Origin of the sequence: Xanthobacter autotrophicus (genome assembly GCF_030015065.1) — a bacterium.
GTDB lineage: Bacteria > Pseudomonadota > Alphaproteobacteria > Rhizobiales > Xanthobacteraceae > Xanthobacter > Xanthobacter autotrophicus_D.
This window is the reverse complement of sequence record NZ_JAIVFN010000063.1, coordinates 1-21,212: the sequence shown is the minus strand read 5'-3', so window position 1 is coordinate 21,212 and position 21,212 is coordinate 1. Positions and strand designations below refer to the sequence as shown.

The window sequence follows — 21,212 nt, the reverse complement described above, 5'->3', positions numbered from 1 at the left end:
GACCTTCGGCCAAGTTGTCTTTGCGTGAAGGCATGACGAACGCGGCGGATGTCGTGTCGAAATCCGCCGGCTAAGCCTGGGCGGTTGCGACCGCCCGTCGCAGCGCCCATCGACCGCGTCACTTCACGCAGCTTTGACCTGTATCAAGGAGAAAACGGGCTTGCGGCGCATGGTGCGGCGCGGGTCCGAAGGTGCAGTGTTCATGCCTCGGCGCGAGGGGTTCTGAAATGTCAACAATCCAAGATCCGATCCGGCCGCCGGCGAAGGCCATGCGGTTCGGCGAAGCCGGACTGCTGGTGGTTTTTGCCGCCTTCGCCTTCTTCGCGATCATCGTGGCCGCGAAGGCCTATACGCCGGCCTACGCCTTCCATGCCTACCTGTTCGCCGCGGCCAGCATCGCCTCGGTGTTCGCCATCGGCAACCGCTACATGGCGCGCCCGGCCGGGTCCGTGCCTCAGGTCAACGCCGACGGCAAGCCGAACTACAACTTCGACGTGGTGAAGGTGGGTACCATCTTCGCCGTCGTTTGGGGCATTGCCGGCTTCCTTGTGGGCGTGATCGCGGCGCTTCAGCTCGCCTTTCCGGCCTTCAACTTCGACCTGCCCTGGATCTCGTTCGGCCGCCTGCGCCCGCTGCACACCTCGGCGGTGATCTTCGCCTTCGGCGGCAACGTGCTGATCGCCACCTCGTTCTATGTGGTGCAGCGGACCTCGCACGCGCGCCTCGCGGGTGACCTCGCGCCCTGGTTCGTGATGCTGGGCTACAATTTCTTCATCCTCATCGCCGGTACGGGCTACCTTCTGGGCATCACCCAGAGCAAGGAATACGCCGAGCCGGAATGGTATGCCGACCTGTTCCTGACGGTGGTGTGGGTCACCTACCTGCTGGTGTTCCTGGGCACCATCCTGAAGCGCAAAGAGCCCCACATCTATGTGGCGAACTGGTTCTATCTCGCCTTCATCATCACCATCGCCGTGCTGCACCTCGGCAACAACGCCGCGCTGCCGGTCTCGGTCTTCTCGCCCAAGTCCTACATCGTGTGGGCCGGCGTGCAGGACGCCATGTTCCAGTGGTGGTACGGCCACAACGCGGTTGGCTTCTTCCTGACCGCCGGCTTCCTCGCGCTGATGTACTACTTCATCCCCAAGCGCGCGGATCGGCCGGTCTATTCCTACCGGCTGTCCATCGTCCACTTCTGGGCGCTGATCTTCATCTACATCTGGGCCGGCCCGCACCACCTGCACTATACGGCGCTGCCGGACTGGGCGCAGACGCTGGGCATGACCTTCTCGATCATCCTGTGGATGCCCTCCTGGGGCGGCATGATCAACGGCCTCATGACCCTCTCGGGGGCCTGGGACAAGCTGCGCACCGATCCGGTGATCCGCATGATGGTGGTGGCCGTGGCCTTCTACGGCATGTCCACCTTCGAGGGGCCGATGATGTCGGTGAAGGCGGTGAACTCGCTCAGCCACTACACCGAATGGACCATCGGCCACGTGCATTCCGGCGCGCTTGGCTGGGTCGCCTATATCTCCTTCGGCGCCATCTACTGCATGGTGCCCTGGCTGTGGAACAAGCGTGAAATGTATTCGCTCAAGGCCGTGTCCTGGCACTTCTGGGTCTCGACTCTCGGCATCGTGCTCTACATCTCCTCCATGTGGGTGGCGGGCATCCTGCAGGGCCTGATGTGGCGCGCCTACACCCAGCTCGGCTTCCTCGAATACTCGTTCATCGAGAGCGTCGAGGCCATGCACCCGCTCTATGTCATCCGCGCCCTCGGCGGCATCCTGTTCCTGTCGGGTGCGCTGATCATGGCCTGGAACGTGTGGAAGACGATCACCATGCCCGAAGCGGCGGCCGAGCAGAAGCTCGCCCTTGCGCCCGCGGAATGAGGAGGAAACTCATGGCGTCGCAAGGCACTTCCATCTGGTCCAAGCACCAGATCTTCGAGAAGCACTCTTACTGGCTGATGCTGGGCATCCTGGTGGTGATTTCCATCGGCGGCCTGGTGGAGATCGCCCCGCTCTTCTACCTGAAGAGCACCATCGAGAAGGTGGAGGGGATGCGCCCCTACACCCCGCTGGAGCTGGCGGGCCGCAACATCTATGTGCGGGAGGGCTGCTACAACTGCCACTCGCAGATGATCCGTCCCCTGCGTGACGAGGTGGAGCGCTACGGCCACTACTCGCTGGCGGCCGAGAGCATGTATGACCACCCCTTCCAGTGGGGCTCCAAGCGCACCGGCCCGGATCTCGCCCGCGTGGGCGGCAAGTATTCGGACCTGTGGCAGCGCGAGCACCTGCACAATCCGCGCTCGGTGGTGCCGGCCTCCATCATGCCGAGCTACCCCTGGCTGGCGCAGACGAAGCTCGACGCCAAGCATCTGGCGACGGACATGAAGAGCCTGATGCTGCTCGGCGTGCCCTATACGGACGAGATGATCGAGAAGGCTCAGGACGACCTGAAGGCCCAGTCGACCATCGACGCCGACACCTCAGGTCTCGACAAGCGCTATCCGAAGGCACAGGCACGCGATTTCGACGGCAACCCCGCCGAGCTCACCGAGGCCGACGCGCTGATCGCCTACCTCCAGATGCTCGGCACGCTCGTGGACTTCAAGCTCTACGACAACCAAGCCAACGTGAGGTGAGCCATGCACGAGACCTATCTCTGGCTCGCGTCCTTCGCCCAGACCTGGGGCCTCGTGCTCTTCGTTCTCGGTTTTGTTCTGGTCGTCGCCTACGTCTTCTGGCCCTCGAAGGCGAGGAAGAAGGAATTCGACGACGCTGCCAACATTCCGCTCAAAGAGGATTGATCCCGTGAGCACGACTCAAGATACCCACCATGGCAAGGTGGATGCCGCCACCGGCGTCTCGACCACCGGTCACGAATGGGACGGCATCTCGGAGCTGAACAACCCCCTCCCGCGCTGGTGGCTGTGGGTGTGGTACGCCTGCATCGTCTGGGCGATCGGCTACTGGTTCCTGTACCCCGCCTGGCCGCTGATCAATTCGGCCACGCCGGGCCTGCTGGGCTGGAACTCCCGCTCGGCGGTGGCGGTCCAGCTGAGCGACCTCCAGGCGCTGCGCGCCGAGAGCGCGGCCAAGCTTGGCAATGCCTCGCTCGAGCAGATCGAGCAGACGCCGGCGCTGCTCACCCTGGCCCGGGCCCAGGGCCGCGTCGCGTTCGCCGACAATTGCGCGCCGTGCCACGGCGCCGGCGGCGGCGGGGCCACGGGCTTCCCCAACCTCAATGACGACGACTGGCTGTGGGGCGGCTCGCTGGAGCAGATCCAGCAGACCATCAATTACGGCATCCGCTCGAGCGATTCGGAAACCCGCTCCGGCTCCATGCCCGCCTTCGGCCGCGACGGCATCCTCCAGAAGCCGGAGATCTCGGCGGTGTCGGACTATGTGCGCACCCTGTCCGGTATTGCCCAGCCCGGGTCCGACTTCGCCAAGGGCAAGGAGGTGTTCGCCGCCAACTGCGCCGCGTGCCATGGCGACGACGGCAAGGGCAATCAGGAGCTCGGCGCGCCCAACCTCACGGACGGCATCTGGCTCTATGGCTCCGACAAGGCCTCCGTCGAGTACGGTATCGTCAACGGTCGCGGCAACGTGATGCCGGCGTGGCACACCCGCCTCGACCCGACCACGGTCAAGGCGCTCACCGTCTACGTCCACTCGCTCGGCGGCGGGCGCTGACGCGAGCGGAGAGCCCGGCTTGCTCCGCGCCGGCCGGGCGGGCAGGATGGGGGGAACGAGCCGGGCCGGACAAAGGCTTTTGCCTCGTCCGGCCCGGCTTGCGTCCTTCGGGGCACGGCACGTCCGTCCCCTCCGAAGCGACGTGAAAAGCGGAGCGCGCGCCGGCAAAGAGGGGGCCGCCGCCGGGCGCCGGGGGACCAAAACGTCGCGCGACCAATCGCCTGCGCGACCTTTCGCCCACGAGCCGGACAAACATTCTAAGGTATGAATGTTGGCGAGCCGGCAGGGGGTTGAAGTCCCGAGATCAGAGCCGGCCCAGCGAGGGCCCGCCCTCAATCCGTATCGCCGGCCCGAGGCGGCTGGCCAACCTTCGGCAAGCGACCAATGACCGCCCTGACCACGAAATCCGAGCAGAAGGCCGCCGCTGCGGTCGAGCCGGAGGACATCCCGCTTTATGAGGCCCGCCGCCAGATCTATCCGCAGAGCGTCCATGGCCGATACCGGACCATCAAGTGGATCGTGCTCGCTGTCACGCTCGGCATCTATTATTTCTTGCCCTTCGTGCGCTGGGATCGTGGGCCGGATGCGCCGAACCAGGCGGTGCTGATCGACTTCCCCGCGCGCCGCTTCTACTTCTTCTTCCTCGAGATCTGGCCGCAGGAATTCTATTACGTCGCGGGCCTGCTCATCTTGGCGGCGCTCATCCTGTTCCTCATGAACGCGGTGGCCGGGCGCGTGTGGTGCGGCTATCTCTGCCCGCAGACGGTCTGGACCGACCTTTTCATGGCGGTGGAGCGCCTCATCGAGGGCGACCGGCGCGAGCGCATGCGGGCGGACGCCGCCCCCTGGACGCTGGACAAGTTCGCCCACAAGACGCTGAAGCACTCCATCTGGCTGCTGATCGCGTGGTGGACCGGCGGCGCCTGGGTGCTCTATTTCGCCGATGCGCCGACCCTGGTGAAGGAGCTGGCCACCTTCCAGGCGCCGGCGGTGGCCTACATGTCCATCGGTGTCCTGACGTTCACCACCTATGCGCTCGCCGGCCACATGCGCGAGCAGGTGTGCACCTATATGTGCCCCTGGCCGCGCATTCAGGCCGCGCTCACCGACGAATACGCGCTCAACGTCACCTATTGCTACGACCGGGGCGAGCCGCGGGGTTCCCTGAAGAAGGCCGAGGTGGCGCGCGAGAAGGGGCTGCCGGCGGGCGACTGCGTCGATTGCGGCCAGTGCGTCGCCGTCTGCCCCACCGGCGTCGACATCCGCAAGGGCATGCAGCTGCCCTGCATCCAGTGCGGCCTGTGCATCGACGCCTGCAACACGGTGATGGACAAGATCGGCCGCCCCCGCGAGCTCATCACCTATGACAGCGAGGCGAGCCTCGAGGCGCGGCTGGCGGGCAAGCCGTTCATCCAGCGCATCATCAGGCCCCGCACCATCCTTTACGCGGTGCTCATCTGCGCTGCGGCAGGGCTGATGTTGACCTCGCTCATCGGCCGCTCCACCGAGGGCATCGCCGCCATCCACGACCGCAATCCGCTGTTCGTCCGCCTGTCGGACGGTTCGGTTCGCAACGCCTACACGGTGCGGCTGATCAACAAGAAGCTGGAACAGCGCACCTTCATCCTCTCGGCGGAAGGGGTGCCCGGCGCCAGCTTTGAGGTCGTTGGCGACAATGCGGATGGCCTCACCGTGGGACCCGACCAGACCCGCGAGATCCGCGTGCTGGTGACCACCCGCGACAAGCTTACCCCGCAGGCCTCCTTGCCCATCACCTTCCGTATCCGGGACAAGGCGTCGGGCTTGACGGCCGCGGTGAACGATCACTTCATCGGCCCGTGACCTGCGGACCGGAACAACAAGGGAGGGGTGACATGGCCCATGCTGACGTCCCCCGTCGGCCGCGCGAGCTGACCGGCCGCGCGGTGCTCTTCACTCTCCTTGCCTTCTTCGGCGTGGTGATGGGGGTCAACTTCCTCATGGCGCGCCTTGCCGTCTCCACCTTCGCAGGCGTGGAGACGGAAAGCTCCTACAAGGCGGGCCTCGCCTTCTCGGCGGAGCATCGCGCCGCCGAGAAGCAGGCCGCACGGCACTGGAGCGTCAATGTGGAGCTGGCCTCGCCTGGCAACGATGCGCGGGTGGTGACGATCCGCGTGCTCGACGCCACCGGCGCGCCCCTGTCCCAGCTGGCTCCGGACGGGCGCTTCTCGCATCCGACCGACGCCCGGCGCGACGTGGGTCTGGACCTGAAACCCCTCGGCGACGGCCGCTACCGCGCCACGGCGGCGGCGGGACCGGGCCAGTGGGATCTGGTGATTGATTTTGCGCAAGGCGGAGAGCGCCAGTTCCGGTCCAAAAATCGTGTGCAGCTTCCGTAAGCCGCTGTGAACGGGCAACCGGCTTCCTCCGGCCTCCCGAGGCGGCATCGAGACTGCCGGGCGGCGTTCGTCCAGTGTCGTCCGCACCTTGAGTACGATCAGGCCGGTTGGTTCGTCGCGCCGGCCGGCCTGTCGTACTTTTCTCTCATTCGGGTCCGCATCCTTCCGCCGCACGGTGCGGCGGGGCCCCGCAGCCCCCGGGGATGGAGCCATGGCTGAGGCGATCGACTATTCCATTTTCGTCGCGCGGTCCGAGGACGGCCTCGCCCAGATGAGCCTTGCCGTGGACGGCATCGACTGCGCCGCCTGCATCGCCGAGATCGAGGACGGGGTGAGGGCATTGCCCGGCGTGGTGCGCGCGCGCCTCAATTATTCCACCCACCGCCTCACCGTCGCCTGGCGCGAGGAAACCTCGCCGGACCGGGTGGTGAGCCAGCTGGAAGCCCTGGGCTACCGTGCACACCCCTTCGCCGGCCGCGCCGAGGAGAGCGAGGCGCGCCATGCCCGCTGGCTTTTGCGCTGCCTGGGCGTCGCCGGCTTCGCGGCCATGAACATCATGCTGCTGTCGGTCTCGGTGTGGTCTGGCAACGTCACCGACATCACCCCCGAGACGCGGGATTTCTTCCACTGGGTCTCGGCGCTCATCGCGCTTCCGGCGGCGGCCTATGCGGGCCAGCCCTTCTTCCAGAGCGCGTTCCGGGCGGTGCGCTCGGGCCGGCTCAACATGGATGTGCCCATCACCATCGGCGTCACCCTGGCACTGGGCATGAGTGTGCTCGAAACCGCGCTCAGCCAGCCCCATGCCTATTTCGACAGCGCCATCATGCTGTTGTTCTTCCTGCTGGCGGGGCGCTATCTCGACCATGAGGCGCGCCGGCGCACCCGGGCCACGGCCGGCAACATCGCCGCCCTGCGCGGCGAGATGGCCCATCGCCTGGGAGCCGATGGCGTGCCGGTGCTGGTGCCGGTGCAGGCGCTGCAGCCGGGCGACACCCTCCTCGTCGCCCCCGGCGAGCGGGTGGCGGCAGATGGCGTCATCGCCTCCGGCCAGTCCAGCATCGACGAAAGCCTCGTCACCGGCGAGACCCTGCCGCGCGCCCTGAAGGCAGGCGATGCCGTCTATGCCGGCAGCCTCAACGGGGAGGGCGCGCTGCACCTCATGGTCACTGCCGGCGGCGAGAATACGCTGGTGGACGACGTGCAGCGCCTGCTGGACGGTGCGCTGGCCGAGAAGGGCGCCTATGTGCGCCTCGCCGACCGGGTGGCGCGCCTCTATGCCCCCATGGTGCATTTGACGGCGCTGGTTTCCGCCATCGGCTGGCTTTTGGCCGGGGCGGACCTGCACCATGCGGTGATGATCGCGGTGGCGGTGCTCATCATCACCTGCCCCTGCGCGCTGGCCCTTGCCGTGCCGGCGGTGCAGGTGACCGCCACCGGCCGCCTGTTCCGCGCCGGCCTTCTCATCAATGCCGGCGACATGCTGGAGCGGCTCGCCGCCGTGGACACGGTGGTGTTCGACAAGACCGGAACCCTGACTCTGCCGGAGCCCGCCCTTGCCCTGCCGCGTGGCGCGGATGCGGGCCTCGTCGGCCTCGCCGGGCGGCTGGCCTTGTCGAGCCGGCATCCGCTCGCCAAGGTGGTCGCCCGTCGCGCCGACGGGCCGGCCATCGAAGGGGTCACCGAAGTGAGCGGGCAGGGGGTCGAGGCCGTGGTGGATGGCGAAATGGTGCGCCTCGGCAGCCTCGCTTTCTGCGCCGCCGCCATGCCCGCCGATCTGCCGGCCGGCGCCTCGCTGATCGCCCTGCGCCGGGGGACGCGGACGCTGGTGATGGGCGTGGAGCAAGCCCTGCGGCCCGACGCGCTGGAGGTTGTCCAGGCGCTGAAGGCCAGGGGCCTCGACGTGCGCATCCTCTCCGGCGACCGGGAGGCCGCGGTGGCGCCCGTGGCCGGTGCCCTCGGGATCGGCGCAGCGGATGCCGGGCTGAAACCCGCCGACAAGATTGCCGTGCTCGACCGCCTCAAGGCCGAAGGCCGGCGCGTGCTGATGGTGGGTGACGGCCTCAACGATGCCCCTGCGCTCGCCGCCGCGGCCGTTTCCCTGTCCCCCGCCACGGGCGCGGCGGTGACGCAGGCCCATGCGGACGCGGTGTTCCTCGGCCGTCGCCTCGCGCCGGTGCTGGCCGCGGTGGACGGCGCGCGGGTCGCGGCGCGGCTCATGCGGCAGAACCTCGTCATCGCCGTGCTCTACAATGTGATCGCGGTGCCCCTCGCCATCGCCGGCTTTGTCACGCCGCTGGTGGCGGCACTCGCCATGTCGGGCTCTTCCATACTCGTGACCGTCAACGCCTTGCGCGCGGCGCGGCCGGGGCGCAAGGATGAGGCCACCGACGCCCGGGCGGATGCCGGCGCCGATACCCGCACATTGGAGGAGGCGGCCGCGTGAACGTCCTCGTCTATCTCCTGCCGCTCGCGTTGCTGCTGGGGCTTTCCGGGCTCTTCGCCTTCCTGTGGAGCCTGAAGAGCGGCCAGTATGACGACCTCGACGGGGCCGCCGTGCGCGTCCTGTCGGACGACGACCTGCCCCAGGAGAGCGCCGCCGGCGCCCCTCCGAGCACGGCATCGGTGAAAGGTCGGGCAGGGTCATGAGACGCACCGCGCCCGCTCCTGAACCCCGTGCGGGCATGCTCGTTTGTGTCTGCGACCCGCAGCTCGACGCCCCCGCCAACGACAACGGTCCGCGCCCCGTCTCCACGTTCGGCCTTGCGCTGGGCTTCGCCTTTGCCGTGCTGGCGCAGACGGTGGCCTCCGCCGCCCTGCCGCTCGCCGGCGCCCAGCTGGCGCCACGGCCTGAACTCGTCACCTGGCCGTTCGCGGCCATGTTGCTGGGGGCGGCGCTCGCATCCTTTCCGGCGTCCTTCCTGCGTGACGCTTTCGGCCGGCGCAGCGGCTTCGCGCTCGGCGCGTCGCTGGGCATCGCCGGCGGGGCGCTGCTGGTGGCGGCGCTGATGCAGCGCCAGTTCGCCTGGGCCTGCCTCGGCGCGCTGTGGCTCGGCATGGCGCAGGGCTTCTCCTTCTTCTACCGGCATGAGGCCGCCGCCGCGAGCGGGCGGCCCGCCGCCGCCACGGCCGGCGTGCTGGCCGGCGGCGTCGCCGCCGCCTTCGCCGGGCCGACGCTGGCAGGCTTCGCCGAACAGCTCGCCGCCCCCTATTTCCTCGTGGGCGCGGCGGCGCTGGCGGCGCTGGCACACACCTGTTCCCTCGGCGTCGCGGTGACGCTCGCCGCCGACCCCACCACCGTGTTCCGCCCGAAGGCCAAGGCGCCCTTGTCCGCCATCCTGTGGCCGACCCTGGTGGGCGGCGCGGCCTGGTTCGGCATGAACGCGGTCATGTCCGGCGCGCCGCTGGCGCTGGTGGGCTGCGGCATCGGCGGGGCGGCGGTGTTCGGCTTCATCGCCCTGCATGTGGCGGCCATGTACGCCCCTGCCGTGCCCCTCGCCTTCGTGGGTGATCGCGTGCCGCCGCTGGTGATCGCGGTGGCCGGCACGCTTCTGGTGGCCGTCGGCATCCCGCTCCAGAGCCTGGGGACGCCGGAGAGCATCACCGCCGCCCTCATCAGCGTGGGCGCCGGCTGGTCGGTGGCCACCGTGGGCGCTACCGCCTGGATCTACCGAGCCGGCCCGCCCAGCCGCCTCGCCCTGGCGCTGCACGATGGCGGCCTCTTCTTCGGCGCCATCTGCGGCGCGCTTCTGGGCTACCTTCTGGCCTGATCCCCCCACGGGGATGACGGCTTGGCCGGACCCCGCGCCGGAAGGTAGGAAGGCGGGATCGCCCAATCGCCGGGAGCCCGCCTTGACCCATCCTTTTTCGCTGGACGGCCAGACCGCCCTCGTCACCGGCTCCAGGACGGGCCTCGGCTTCGAGATCGCCACCGCCCTGGCGCTGGCCGGGGCGCACGTGCTGGTGAACGGCCGCGATGCCGGGCGCCTCGGGGCTGCGGTCACCGCCATCATCCGCAAGGGCGGCAAGGCCGAGCCCTTCGTGCTTGATGTGAGCGATCCCGACGCCGTCACCCAGGCGATGGCCGCCGCGCCGCCCATCCATATCCTCGTCAACAATGCCGGCGCCCGCGACCGGCGCGGCTTCCTCGACATGGACGACGTCGCGTTCCGCCGGCTGGTGGATCTGGACCTGTTCGCGCCCGCCCACCTCACGCGCGAGGTGGCGAAGGGCATGGTGGCACGCGGCAAGGGCGGGCGGATCCTCAACATCACCTCCATCGCCGGGCCGCTCTCGCGCGCGGGCGATGCCGCCTACACCACGGCGAAGGGCGCCCTGGAGGCGCTGACGCGGGCGCTCGCGGCCGATCTCGGGCCGCACGGCATCACGGTGAACGCCATCGCGCCCGGCTATTTCCTGACCGAGCCTAACGCCGAGCTGGCGCGCGATCAGGCTGTGGGGGAGTGGCTGTCGCGGCGCACCTCGCTCGGCCGCTGGGGGCGGCCGGAAGAGGTAGCGGGGGCGGCGGTGTTCCTGGCCTCGCCCGCCGCCTCCTACGTCACCGGCCACGTGCTGGCGGTGGATGGCGGGTACATGGCGCACTTCTGAGGGCTTCCCCCAGAGCGCGCTCCGAGCAAATTGAATCCATTTGCTCGGTGAATCGCCCTCAAAGCGCAAGAAAGAGAACGCGTTCTCCGATCAGCTTGCGATGCCAGCAGATCGGCGCGTGCTCCAGGTCTCCGGCGCTGGCTCGATCAGGGCCACCGTGGAGCCGGGCGCGGGGCCGTCAGCGCACCCAGAAGCGCGGCAGGAACAGCACCAGCACGGTCAGGATTTCCAGCCGCCCGAGCAGCATGGCCGCCGTCAGCAGCCACAAGGCCGATTCCGGCAGGCCGCCGAAATTGGAGGCGGGCCCCACGATCGGCCCGAGGCCCGGCCCCACATTGGCGAGGCAGGAGATGGAGGCGGAGAAGGCGGTCCGCAGGTCGAGGCCCATCATGTTGAGGGCGACCCCGATGAGGAAAAACGCCAGGAGATAAAGGAAGACGAAGGACAGCACCGATGTCACCACGTCCTCGGCCACCGGCGCGCCGCCATAGCGCAACGGGAAGACCCCGGCGCGGAACGAGATGCGCTTCAGGTGCTGGCGGATCGCCTTGGCGGTTATGGCGAGGCGAAACGCCTTCATGCCGCCGGAAGTGGAGCCGGTGCAGCCGCCGAGGAACATCAGCACGAAGAAGATGGCGTCCGAGCTTGCACCCCAGTTGGTGTAGTCCGCTGCCATGAAGCCAGTGGTCGAGATCAGCGAGGCCACCGTGAACAGCGCCCAGCGCAGAGCGGTCTCGCCGGCGGCGATGCCGCTCAAGGTCAGCTGCAGGAACGACAGGAGGGTGAATACCCCTACGATGGTCAGGAACAGCCGCACTTCCGGATTGGAGAACAGCCGCCAGGGGTCTCCGGCCAGGGCGCGCACATAGAGCGGGAAGGGCAGGGCGGCCGCCAGCATGAAGACGATGGCCACGTAATCCACCGCCGGCTTGGCGAATACCGTCAGCGAGGAATCCGAATTGGCGAAGCCGCCGCTCGACAAGGTGGACATGGCGATGGTGACGGCGTCGAAGGGCTCCAGCCCGGCCATCAGGTAGCAGCCGGCGCAGCCGGCGGTGAGCAGCACATAGGCCGTCAGCAGGCGCTTGGCGATGGTCCCCGCCCGGGGCAGGAACTTATCCGACTTGTCCGAGGATTCCGTGCGGAACAGCTGCATGCCGCCGATGGAGAGCACCGGCAGCACCGCGATGGCGATGCCGATGATGCCGATGCCGCCGAACCAGTGCAGCAGCGCGCGCCACAGCAGAACGCCGGGGGACATGGCATCCAGCCCCGACATCACGCTCGCGCCGGTGGTGGTGAGGCCCGACATGCTCTCGAACATGGCGGCGGTGAAGGAGAGCTGGGAATGGCTCCACATGAGCGGCAGCGCCGCGAACAGCGACAACACCACCCACACCGAGGTGGTGAGCAGGAAGGCCTGCCGCAGGTCGAGCTTGCGCATGGACTGGCCGCGCCCGCTCATCCACAGCAGTACGCCGACGAAGACGGTGATGGCCGAGGCGCCGACGAACGCGCCCTGTCCCCCCGACCGGGTGGAAAAATCCACCACGGCAGGCAGCAGCATGGCCGCACCGAGGATGGACAGGAGGATGCCGAGCGTCGCCGCCACCGGGCGCAGGCTGAGTACCGAAACGGCCTCGGCCTCCACCGTAGGTATGCGCGCGGCGTGCATGGCGTCCCCCCGAGATCACGTTCGAGCCAATGAGAGACCCGATCGCGTAAACAAAATGCGACGGGAAATGGCGCGGCATTCCCCTCGAACCGGGCGCGAACGGGAAATGCGTGCGCCCGGACCGATCTCAGTTCAGCACCCGGCGCACGTCCGGCACGTCGAGCGAGAAGGCTGGGATCTCGATGGAGAAGGTCTCGCCATTGTCGGCCAGCATCTCATAGTGCCCGCTCATGATCCCGGTGGAGGTGTTGAGCGGCACGCCGCTGGTATATTCGAATCGCCCGCCGGGGGGCAGGGTGGGCTCCTCGCCCACGACGCCGGCGCCGTGCACCTCCTCGGTGTGCCCGTTGGCGTCGGTGATGACCCAATGGCGGCCCTTCAGCTGCACGGTCTCCTGGCCCAAATTGGCCACCTCGACGGTATAAGCCCAAAAATGACGGCCCTGATCGGGCTCCGACCGCTCCGCCACATAACGCGGCGTCGCGGTCACCTGAATATTCCGAGTGATGGCGCGGTACATACCCGCTCGAGCTCCCCTCACCGCGGGAGAAAATGCCCCCGCGGGCCACAGTGAACCCGCGTTGTCGCCCGGGCGCAACAGTCCGCACCGTCACGTGCCGGGAATGGAGGCGTTACAAGGCGTCGGCGGCGGTGGCGAGGTCGGCGATCAGGTCGTCGGGATGCTCCAGCCCCACCGAAAGGCGAAGCAGGCCGTCGGAAATCCCCATCTCGGCGCGGGTCTCCGGCGAGAATCGCTGGTGGGTGGTGGTGGCAGGGTGGGTGATGAGGCTCTTGGCATCGCCGAGATTGTTGGAGATGCGGATCAGCCCCAGGGCGTCGGCGAAGCGGAAGGCGCCCTCCTTGCCGCCTTCCACCACGAAGGTGACGAGGGTGCCGCCGCCCTTCATCTGCCGGCGGGCCAGCTCCGCCTGGGGGTGGTCGGCGCGGCCGGGATAGATCACCCGCTCCACCTTGGGCAGGCCGGCCAGCGCGTCGGCGATGCGGCCCGCGCTCGCCTGCATGCGCTCGACCCGCAGCGCCAGCGTCTCCAGGCCCTTCAGCATGATCCAGGCGTTGAAGGGGGAGATGGAGGGGCCGGTCTGGCGCAGGAAGGTCTGGAGGTGCTCGGTTACGAACTGCTGGGATGACAAGACGATGCCGCCGAGGCAGCGGCCCTGGCCGTCCACATGCTTGGTGGTGGAATAGACCACGATGTCCGCGCCCAGCTCGAACGGATGCTGGAGCAGGGGCGTGGCGAACACATTGTCCACCACCAGCCGGGCGCCGACGGCGTGGGCGATCTCAGCCACCGCCGCGATGTCGATCAGCTCCAGCGTGGGATTGGTGGGGCTTTCCAGGAAGAACACCTTGGTGCTCGGCCGCGCCGCCGCCCGCCAGGCGGCGAGATCCTTGCCGTCCACCAGCGTGGTCTCGATGCCGAAGCGCGGCAGGAAGTCCTCCAGGATCCAGCGGCAGGAGCCGAACAAGGCGCGCGCCGCCACCACGTGGTCGCCGGCGGAGAGCTGGCACAGCAGCGCCGCGTTCACCGCGGCCATGCCGGAGGCCGTGGCCCGCGCGGATTCCGCGCCCTCCAGCAGCGCCATGCGCTCCTCGAACATGGCCGTGGTCGGGTTGGAATAGCGCGAATAGACGAAGCCGGGATCCTCGCCCTTGAAGCGGGCCTCGCAGGATTCGGCATTGTCGTAGACAAAGCCCTGGGTCAGGAACAGCGCCTCGGAGGTCTCGCCATAGGGCGAGCGCGTGGTGCCGCCATGGACTAGGCGCGTCTCCGGGTGGAGTGTAAGGGGATCCTTCGGGACGAAGCGGGGGACTGGCTTGGACGCCACGGACATGACGGTCTCCGGGGGAGGCCGAGGGGATCAGGCGCGGTCCCTAGAGCACGTTCCCGCTGGATTGCGTGGCAATCCGGCGGGTAAGTCGTTCTCTTTGGGTGGATCGGAGCCGCAACCGGCTCCCGCCGCCCATGGCCAGATGCGGCCCGCGCGGCTCCCCCGTCTGTTCGTCCCCGGCCTTTTAGCAAGGTTGTTTAACGTGGCTGCAAGCCGGCCGGCTCCAAATTCACCACAAGCGCGCAGCAGTTAACGCCCGGCCTCCCCTTGGCGTCAAGGGCTTCGTCCGGTAAAGCGAACAAAAAGGACGGGAAAGCGGATATGACGGTGCGAGCGACGGAGCATCTGAAGCCCGGCATCCTGCCCGCCGAGGCGATTTCGGCGCTGAAGGCGGCTGGAGCCATCTCCTGCCGCCGGCCGCTCGACGTGGACCAGATCCAGCCGGCGAGCCTGGACCTGCGGCTCGGCCGCACGGCGTGGCGGGTGCGCGCGAGCTTCCTGCCGGGGGCGGGCGTCTCGGTGAAGGAGCGCCTCGCCGACCTCGCCCTGCACGATTTCGACCTCGCCAAGGGCGCGGTGCTGGAAACCGGCTGCGTCTATCTGGTGGAGCTGTTCGAGCGCCTGAAGCTGCCCATCGACCTTGCGGCGGCGGCCAATCCCAAGAGCTCCACCGGCCGGCTCGACGTGTTCGTGCGCGTTATCACCGATGGCGCGCGGGCCTTCGATACCATTCCGGCGGGCTATAATGGCCCGCTCTATCTCGAAATCTCCCCGCGCACCTTCCCGATCCTGGTGCGCACCGGCTCGCGGCTGTCGCAGGTGCGCTTCCGCCGCGGCGTGTCGCGGCTGTCGGACCTCGAATTGTTGAGCCTCCAGTCGGCCGAATGCCTCGTGGACGCCGCCCAGCCGGACGTGGCGGCGGGCGGCATCGCGCTGGGCGTCGATCTTGCCGGGGAGGTGCTCGCCGGGCTGCAGGGCTTCCGGGCCAAGAAGCATACGGGCGTCATCGACGTGGACGAGGCCGGCGTGCTCGACGTGGAGGACTTCTGGGAGCCCATCCGCGTGCGGGAGGGCCGCACCGCAAGCCTCGTGCTGGACCCCGACGCCTTCTACATCCTCGCCTCGCGGGAAGCGGTGCACGTGCCGCCGGACTATGCCGCGGAGATGGTGCCCTTCGATCCGCTGGTGGGCGAGTTCCGGGTGCATTATGCGGGCTTCTTCGATCCCGGCTTCGGCAATCCGGCGGCCGGCGGGCGCGGCGCCCGGGCGGTGCTGGAGGTGCGCTCGCGGGAGGTGCCCTTCATCCTGGAGCACGGCCAGACCGTGGGCCGCCTCGTCTATGAGCGCATGGCGGGTCGCCCCGGCACCCTCTATGGCGCCGACATGCGCTCCCACTACCAGGGGCAGGGACTGAAGCTCTCCAAGCATTTCAAGCCGGTCGGGAACTGAATCACCCCACGGCGCGTGCGCGCGGGGCTCCGGCGCTGTCGATCCGGCCCCTCATCCCTTGCCCCGCAGGCCCGCGGCCGGGCGGCCGGCGGCGATCATGTCGTCGCGGCGCCATGGGCTGGTGTCCGTCAGCGCCGCCTTGAGCTCGCGCAAGGGCCGCAGCACTGCGTCGGAATAGGCGAGATAGTCTGCCACCAGCGGCAGCACCTCCTCCACGGCGGGGTCGTCGGCCATGCCGAGCACGGTGGAGACGGCGGCGTCCACTGCCGGGGTTGCCGCATCGGCGCTGCCGGCCCCGGCCTCGCCCAGCACCACCTCGAAGCCGGTGAGGATGCGCGAGCGGGCCGCCTCCACTACGGCCACCACCTCCTCCCGCGCGTCGGCCCCGGCGGCGGACAGACGCAGGGCCACGTCTTCCATCAGGGCGAGATAGGTGACCAGCACATCGAGGGTGGAGACGATGTTGGCCGCATCCCCCGCCGAATGGCCGAACACCTGCTCGGCGCCCAGATTGGGCAGGCGCGTGCCCATGGACCGCACATTCAGGGCGAGGGCGGATACGCTCTCCTTCTCGCCCTGGTGCGGCCACCAGGAGGCGAAGGCGGTGCGGGCCTGGCGCAGCAGCGCCTTCACCTCCGGCCGCAACTGCTCGGCAAGGTAGACCGGCAGCACCAGGTAGGACACGACGAGGGCGATGGCCGCGCCGATGGCGGTCTCGTAGATGCGCGCCAGCATGCCCTCGGTGCCCAACCCGGAAATGATGTGCAGCCCGAGCACCACCGAGAAGCCGACGGCGGCGGACGCCACGTCGTAGCGGTCCTTCTGGGTCACGAGGGCGATCATCTGGGCCAGCATGCAGAAGGTGGCGATGAGCCAGACATGCTCGCCCAGGCCGAGGAAGAGGGCCATGCCCAGGACCACGCCGATGAGCGTGCCGATGGTGCGGTAGCGCACCCGCATGAAGGTCTCGCCCACGCTGTTGCCGATGACGAACATGACCGTCATGGTCGCCCAATAGGCGTGGTCGAGCTGGATGCTGAGGTCCAGCACTGTGGTAATGGCGGTGGCGATGGCGCCCTGGCAGGCGACCCGCATGGGCGCGGACAGGGTGCGCCCACCATCCTTCCCCTTCACCAGGAAGGGGATCGCGCGCGGTGGCGGCGCGGCATCCGCGTCGTCGTGGGGCGGGGGGAACGGCGCGGTTTCGGCGGCGGCGATGCCGGTGACCACCAGGGACAGGCGGTCGAAGGCGGTGAGCGCCCGCAGCAGCGCGAAGCGGGCCTCCGGCGGCAGTTCCGGCGCGAAGGCGACGCGGCGCAGCTCGGCGACGGCCCGCTCGAAGCGCTCCTCGGCATGGATGTCCGAGACATCCACCGCCTCCAGCCGGCGGGCAATGTAGTCGGCCGCCGCGGCGAAGGGGCCGCGCCAGTTTGGGCTGTCCGGCGCCTTTTCCGGCACGCAGCCGGCCAGCAGCTGCACCGCCACCCTGAGCCGGTAGAACCGCACCCGGAGGCGCTCGAAGTCCGGCTGGGCGCCCGGATCCTCGGCGATGGCGGCGGCGAGGGCGTTCCAGATGCGCCCGCGCAGGCTTTCCAGGGCGTTGTTTGCGTCTTCCGGAAAATGCCGGCCGCGGCGCACCGCATCCGACAGTTCGCGCAGGTAGTTGGCAACCGCGCCCTGCATGTCGAGCGTGGTTTCGACGAAGGCGTTCACGGCGGAGGGCCGCCATGGGGAGAGGCGCACCGCCGCCGCCACCATGGCGCCCTGGCAGAAGGCGGCGAGCAGCAGCGCGCCCTCGATCCGCGTCGGCCTGAGGATGGTGCCCACGGTGGCGACCACGATGAGCGCGAGGCCGAGCCTCTGCCCGTCCATACCGTAGCGCCGCAGCGCCAGTGCGAGGAAGGACAGGGGGATGAGCATGATCTTCTGGACGATGTCGTTGCCTTGGCCCTCGCCGGGTCCCACCAGTGTCATCGCCAGCAGGAAGGCAAAGCCGAGGCCGAACAGGCGCGCCATGGTGCGCGCTTCCGCGGTGACGCTTGCGGCCGGATTGAAGCTGATCATCACCAGCGCGGCACAGCCGGCCATCATGGGGAAGGTGATGTCCATGCCCAGCCGGAAACCGGTCGAGGTGGCATAGCCCAGAAGGATGACCACCACGAACGACACGCCGAGATGAAAGGCGCGCGTCAGGTCGATGCCGCCGGGATCGTGGTCGGCGAGCCAGCCTTTGAGCCGGTCCAGCAGCGGCGTGCGGGGGCGCGGGGATGGCGGCATGGATGATACGGGGGGCAGCATGGAAACCGGTCCGGGGCGGCGGGACGTCTCGGGCATGGGCGGAGGAATTCATGGTTCGGCCGGCCTGTCCAGCCCGGCCAGAACACACAGGCCATGCATTCAACTTTCCCCGCATCTGCTCTATAGCCACCCCGGCCTTCCGGCGAACCACGGCGCCGGGACGTGCTTGCGGCTGGAGCCGGATCCGCCCAGGTTGACCAGCCTTGGCGGGCAGTCCGTCTCTGAACTTGGAAGAGAGCCCGTCGCGCCGTTGGGATTGCGCCGCAATCCGATCGGGACGGGCTCTGGCGGGAATGGGCGAATGACGGCGGAAACCCAGGCGCGGGTGCGGGAACTTTATGCGGCCAGGCTCGCCGCGGGCGATATTTCGGAAGATCAGGCCCAGGCCGCGGTGGTCCAGGAGTTCGCCCGCCTGGAACTGGAACTGCGACAGAGGGCCATGGCGCAGAAGTCCTCGGCGCTCGGCTGGCTGTTCCAGCGCCGCGCTCCGGTGGCGCCCCGGGGCATGTACGTCTACGGCAAGGTCGGCCGGGGCAAGACCATGCTCATGGACCTGTTCTTCGAGGCCCTGCCGCCCCGCGGCAAGAAGCGCGCCCATTTCCATGAGTTCATGGGCGACGTGCACGAGCGCATCTTCCGTGAGCGCCAGGCCCAGAGGGAGGGCGCCCGCAAGACCTCCGATCCCATCCTCCCGGTGGCCGCCGCGCTGGCGGAGGAGGCGAAGATCCTCTGCTTCGACGAGTTCCACGTCACCGACATCGCCGATGCCATGATCCTCGGCCGGCTGTTCGAGCGGCTGTTCGCGGACGGCGTCGTGGTGGTGGCCACCTCCAACGTGGCGCCCCAGGACCTCTATGCCGGCGGCCTCAACCGGGCGCTCTTCCTGCCCTTCATCGGCATGATCGAGGAGCGCATGCAGGTGATGACGCTGGATTCGCGCACCGACTACCGCATGGAGAAGCTGGAGGGCGTATCCACCTGGCACACCCCCCTCGGGCCCGAGGCCGATGCGGCGGTGTCGCAGGCGTGGCGCCGGCTGGCCGGTCCCGGCGGCGGGGTGCCGAGCGAGATCGTGCTCAAGGGCCGGCGCGTGGCGATCCCGGCCATGGCCCACGGCGCCGCGCGCTTCAGCTTCGCCAATCTGTGCGAGGCGGCGCTGGGCCCGAACCCGGACTATCTGCGGCTGGCGCGCATGTTCCACACCATCGTGCTGGAGCACATCCCCATCCTGGGGCCGGACCAGCGCAACGAGGCGAAGCGCTTCATCTCGCTGATCGACACGCTCTATGATTCGAACGTGAAGCTCATCGCCTCGGCGGCGGCGGAGCCGGACGCGCTCTACATGGCAACGGACGGGACGGAGGCGTTCGAGTTTGCGCGCACGGTCTCGCGCATCCATGAGATGCGTTCCAGCGAATATCTCGCCAAGCCCCACGGCCGGCCGGATTCGACGGCGTCTGGGGATACGACGGGCCTCGTGGAGACATAGCGCCTGGGGGGTATGGCGTCTGGAGACATGGCGCCTGGAGAGGCGGCGTCCGAACGCCCCTGTTTCTGTGGGCGGAGGCTCAAAACGACCATGACCGGGGCGAGCCCGGCCATGGCGGTGTTTGAGCGCATGCGCTGCCGGTCCCTCAGCGCGGGAGGGTGGTCGCGCCCATGAGTTCCTTGTCGATGGCGTGGGCGGCCTGCCGGCCCTCGCGGATGGCCCATACGACGAGGGACTGGCCGCGTCGCATGTCGCCCGCGGCGAACAGCTTCGGCACGGTGGTGGCATAGCTCAGTTCGTCCGCCTGGACGTTGCCGCGCTTGTCCAGAGCCGCGCCGGACTGCTCGATGAGGCCGAGGTGCAGCGGGTGGGCGAAGCCGATCGCCAGGAACACGAGGTCCGCGCGCAGCACGAACTCGGTGCCGGGAATGGGCTGGCGCTTTTGGTCCACGCGGGCGCACTTCACGCCGGTGACGTGGCCGTTGCGGCCCTCGATGCCCAGGGTGGCGCAGGCGAACTCGCGCTCGGCCCCCTCGGCCTGGGAGGAGGAGGTGCGGAACTTGGTGGGCCAATAGGGCCACACCGCCAGCTTGTCCTCCTTCATGGGCGGAACCGCGCGGATGTCGAGCTGGGTGACCGAGAGCGCGCCCTGGCGGAAGGCGGTGCCCACGCAGTCGGAGGCGGTATCGCCGCCGCCCACCACCACCACGTGCTTGCCGCCGGCGAGGATCGGGATCTCGTTGACCGGCTCGTCGCCCTCGCGGCGGTTGGACTGCACCAGATAGGGCATGGCGAAGTGCACGCCCTCCATCTCCTGGCCGGGGAGGCTGGGGTCGCGCGGGGCTTCCGAGCCGCCGGCGAGAAGCACGGCGTCGTGGCCGTCCAGCAACTCCTGCAACGGGCGGACGATACCGATGTTCTCGTTGTAGTGGAACGTCACACCTTCCGCCTCCATCTGCTTCACGCGGCGGTCGATGTGGTGCTTCTCCATCTTGAAGTCGGGGATGCCGTAGCGCAAAAGGCCGCCGGCCTTGGGCTCTCGCTCATAGACGTGCACGTCGTGCCCGGCGCGGGCGAGCTGCTGGGCGGCGGCAAGACCCGCGGGGCCGGAGCCGACGATGGCCACCTTCTTGCCGGTCTTGACCAGAGCCGGCTCGGGCTTGATCCAGCCCTTCTTCCACGCCTTGTCGGCGATGGCCTGCTCCACCGTCTTGATGGTGACGGGCATGTCCTCGAGGTTCAGGGTGCAGGCTTCCTCGCACGGGGCGGGGCAGATGCGGCCGGTGAACTCGGGAAAGTTGTTGGTGGAGTGGAGGTTGCGCGCGGCCTCCTCCCACTCGTCGCGATAGACGAGGTCGTTCCAGTCCGGAATCTGGTTGTGCACCGGGCAGCCGTTGGGCCCGTGGCAGAAGGGGATGCCGCAATCCATGCAGCGCGCCGCCTGGTTCGTCACCTCGGCGTCGGGCAAAGGCAGCGTGAACTCGCGGAAATGGCGGATGCGGTCCGAGGCGGGCTGATACTTCTGCTCCCGCCGGTCGATCTCCAGAAAACCCGTGACCTTGCCCATCAGAACCCCTTAGGCGAACCTCGTTGAGGGAACCGCCGCGCGCACCGCATCAGTCCGGGTGCCGCACCACGTGTTCAAATACAAGAATTGTTCCAGCTTGAGGACTCGGAATTCGCGCGCCTGATCCGCGCGCCCATTCAAGTCCAGCACACCGGCCGAACTCCCTCTCCCGCTTGCGGGGGAGGGTGGGGAGG

At 68.6% G+C, this 21,212-nt stretch carries 17 protein-coding genes and 1 riboswitch; of the genes, 12 read left to right on the top strand and 5 right to left on the bottom strand.

Features of this window, described 5'->3' with window-relative positions; genetic code table 11:
* Positions 1–269: 269 nt before the first annotated feature.
* The 10 genes from ccoN to K9U40_RS13590 all read left to right on the top strand — a co-directional run bounded on the left by ccoN (position 270) and on the right by K9U40_RS13590 (position 10,690).
* On the top strand, positions 270–1,895 hold the full coding sequence (ccoN, locus tag K9U40_RS13635) for a cytochrome-c oxidase, cbb3-type subunit I (RefSeq protein WP_282890724.1): 1,626 nt from the start codon (positions 270–272) through the stop codon (positions 1,893–1,895).
* Positions 1,896–1,906: 11 nt separating this feature from the next.
* Positions 1,907–2,653 carry a cytochrome-c oxidase, cbb3-type subunit II gene (ccoO, locus tag K9U40_RS13630; RefSeq protein WP_282890716.1) on the top strand — a complete coding sequence of 249 codons (747 nt, stop codon included), beginning with the start codon at positions 1,907–1,909 and terminating at the stop codon, positions 2,651–2,653.
* 3 nt (positions 2,654–2,656) lie between these two features.
* Positions 2,657–2,818: a cbb3-type cytochrome c oxidase subunit 3 gene (locus K9U40_RS13625; protein WP_282890715.1), complete on the top strand. Its 162-nt coding sequence runs from the start codon at positions 2,657–2,659 to the stop codon at positions 2,816–2,818.
* Between the two features lie 4 nt (positions 2,819–2,822).
* Entirely contained in the window at positions 2,823–3,707 is an 885-nt protein-coding gene (gene ccoP, locus K9U40_RS13620) for a cytochrome-c oxidase, cbb3-type subunit III (protein WP_282890714.1), read from the top strand.
* Positions 3,708–4,091: 384 nt separating this feature from the next.
* Positions 4,092–5,549, top strand: a complete 1,458-nt coding sequence (gene ccoG / locus K9U40_RS13615; RefSeq protein ID WP_282890713.1) for a cytochrome c oxidase accessory protein CcoG — start codon at positions 4,092–4,094, stop codon at positions 5,547–5,549.
* Between the two features lie 32 nt (positions 5,550–5,581).
* Complete coding sequence (locus K9U40_RS13610) at positions 5,582–6,085, top strand: FixH family protein (protein ID WP_282890712.1); 504 nt, start codon at positions 5,582–5,584, stop codon at positions 6,083–6,085.
* A 211-nt stretch (positions 6,086–6,296) separates the two neighbouring features.
* On the top strand, positions 6,297–8,528 hold the full coding sequence (locus K9U40_RS13605) for a heavy metal translocating P-type ATPase (RefSeq protein WP_282890711.1): 2,232 nt from the start codon (positions 6,297–6,299) through the stop codon (positions 8,526–8,528).
* Positions 8,525–8,731: a cbb3-type cytochrome oxidase assembly protein CcoS gene (ccoS, locus tag K9U40_RS13600; protein WP_282890710.1), complete on the top strand. Its 207-nt coding sequence runs from the start codon at positions 8,525–8,527 to the stop codon at positions 8,729–8,731. Before K9U40_RS13605 ends, ccoS begins: the two co-directional genes overlap by 4 nt.
* 35 nt (positions 8,732–8,766) lie before the next feature.
* Positions 8,767–9,852, top strand: a complete 1,086-nt coding sequence (locus K9U40_RS13595) for a hypothetical protein (RefSeq protein ID WP_282890709.1) — start codon at positions 8,767–8,769, stop codon at positions 9,850–9,852.
* An 82-nt stretch (positions 9,853–9,934) separates the two neighbouring features.
* Positions 9,935–10,690 (top strand): SDR family oxidoreductase, encoded by a 756-nt coding sequence (locus tag K9U40_RS13590; RefSeq protein ID WP_282890708.1) that lies wholly within the window; start codon positions 9,935–9,937, stop codon positions 10,688–10,690.
* A gap of 178 nt (positions 10,691–10,868) precedes the next feature.
* Here K9U40_RS13590 and K9U40_RS13585 read toward each other — a convergent pair whose 3' ends face one another.
* The 3 genes from K9U40_RS13585 to K9U40_RS13575 all read right to left on the bottom strand — a co-directional run bounded on the left by K9U40_RS13585 (position 10,869) and on the right by K9U40_RS13575 (position 14,218).
* Entirely contained in the window at positions 10,869–12,365 is a 1,497-nt protein-coding gene (locus tag K9U40_RS13585) for a TrkH family potassium uptake protein (RefSeq protein WP_282890707.1), read from the bottom strand.
* Between the two features lie 127 nt (positions 12,366–12,492).
* Positions 12,493–12,885 carry a Co2+/Mg2+ efflux protein ApaG gene (apaG, locus tag K9U40_RS13580; RefSeq protein WP_011996128.1) on the bottom strand — a complete coding sequence of 131 codons (393 nt, stop codon included), beginning with the start codon at positions 12,883–12,885 and terminating at the stop codon, positions 12,493–12,495.
* Between the two features lie 112 nt (positions 12,886–12,997).
* A complete protein-coding gene (locus K9U40_RS13575; RefSeq protein WP_282890706.1) occupies positions 12,998–14,218 on the bottom strand; it encodes an O-succinylhomoserine sulfhydrylase in 1,221 nt (406 codons plus the stop codon).
* Between the two features lie 161 nt (positions 14,219–14,379).
* A riboswitch (SAM riboswitch) is annotated at positions 14,380–14,461 on the bottom strand.
* A 75-nt stretch (positions 14,462–14,536) separates the two neighbouring features.
* Between K9U40_RS13575 and K9U40_RS13570 the strand changes: the two genes are divergently transcribed.
* The gene (locus K9U40_RS13570; protein ID WP_282890705.1) at positions 14,537–15,664 is read left to right on the top strand and encodes a 2'-deoxycytidine 5'-triphosphate deaminase; all 1,128 of its coding nucleotides are present in this window, start codon (positions 14,537–14,539) and stop codon (positions 15,662–15,664) included.
* A 51-nt stretch (positions 15,665–15,715) separates the two neighbouring features.
* On the opposite strand, the gene K9U40_RS13565 is transcribed toward K9U40_RS13570, so the two are convergent.
* On the bottom strand, positions 15,716–17,962 hold the full coding sequence (locus K9U40_RS13565; protein ID WP_282890704.1) for an FUSC family protein: 2,247 nt from the start codon (positions 17,960–17,962) through the stop codon (positions 15,716–15,718).
* 301 nt (positions 17,963–18,263) lie between these two features.
* Between K9U40_RS13565 and zapE the strand changes: the two genes are divergently transcribed.
* A complete protein-coding gene (gene zapE, locus K9U40_RS13560; RefSeq protein ID WP_282890703.1) occupies positions 18,264–19,451 on the top strand; it encodes a cell division protein ZapE in 1,188 nt (395 codons plus the stop codon).
* Positions 19,452–19,596: 145 nt separating this feature from the next.
* Here the strand turns inward: zapE and K9U40_RS13555 are convergent, their stop codons facing one another.
* A complete protein-coding gene (locus tag K9U40_RS13555; RefSeq protein WP_282890702.1) occupies positions 19,597–21,018 on the bottom strand; it encodes a glutamate synthase subunit beta in 1,422 nt (473 codons plus the stop codon).
* Positions 21,019–21,212: the final 194 nt, after the last annotated feature.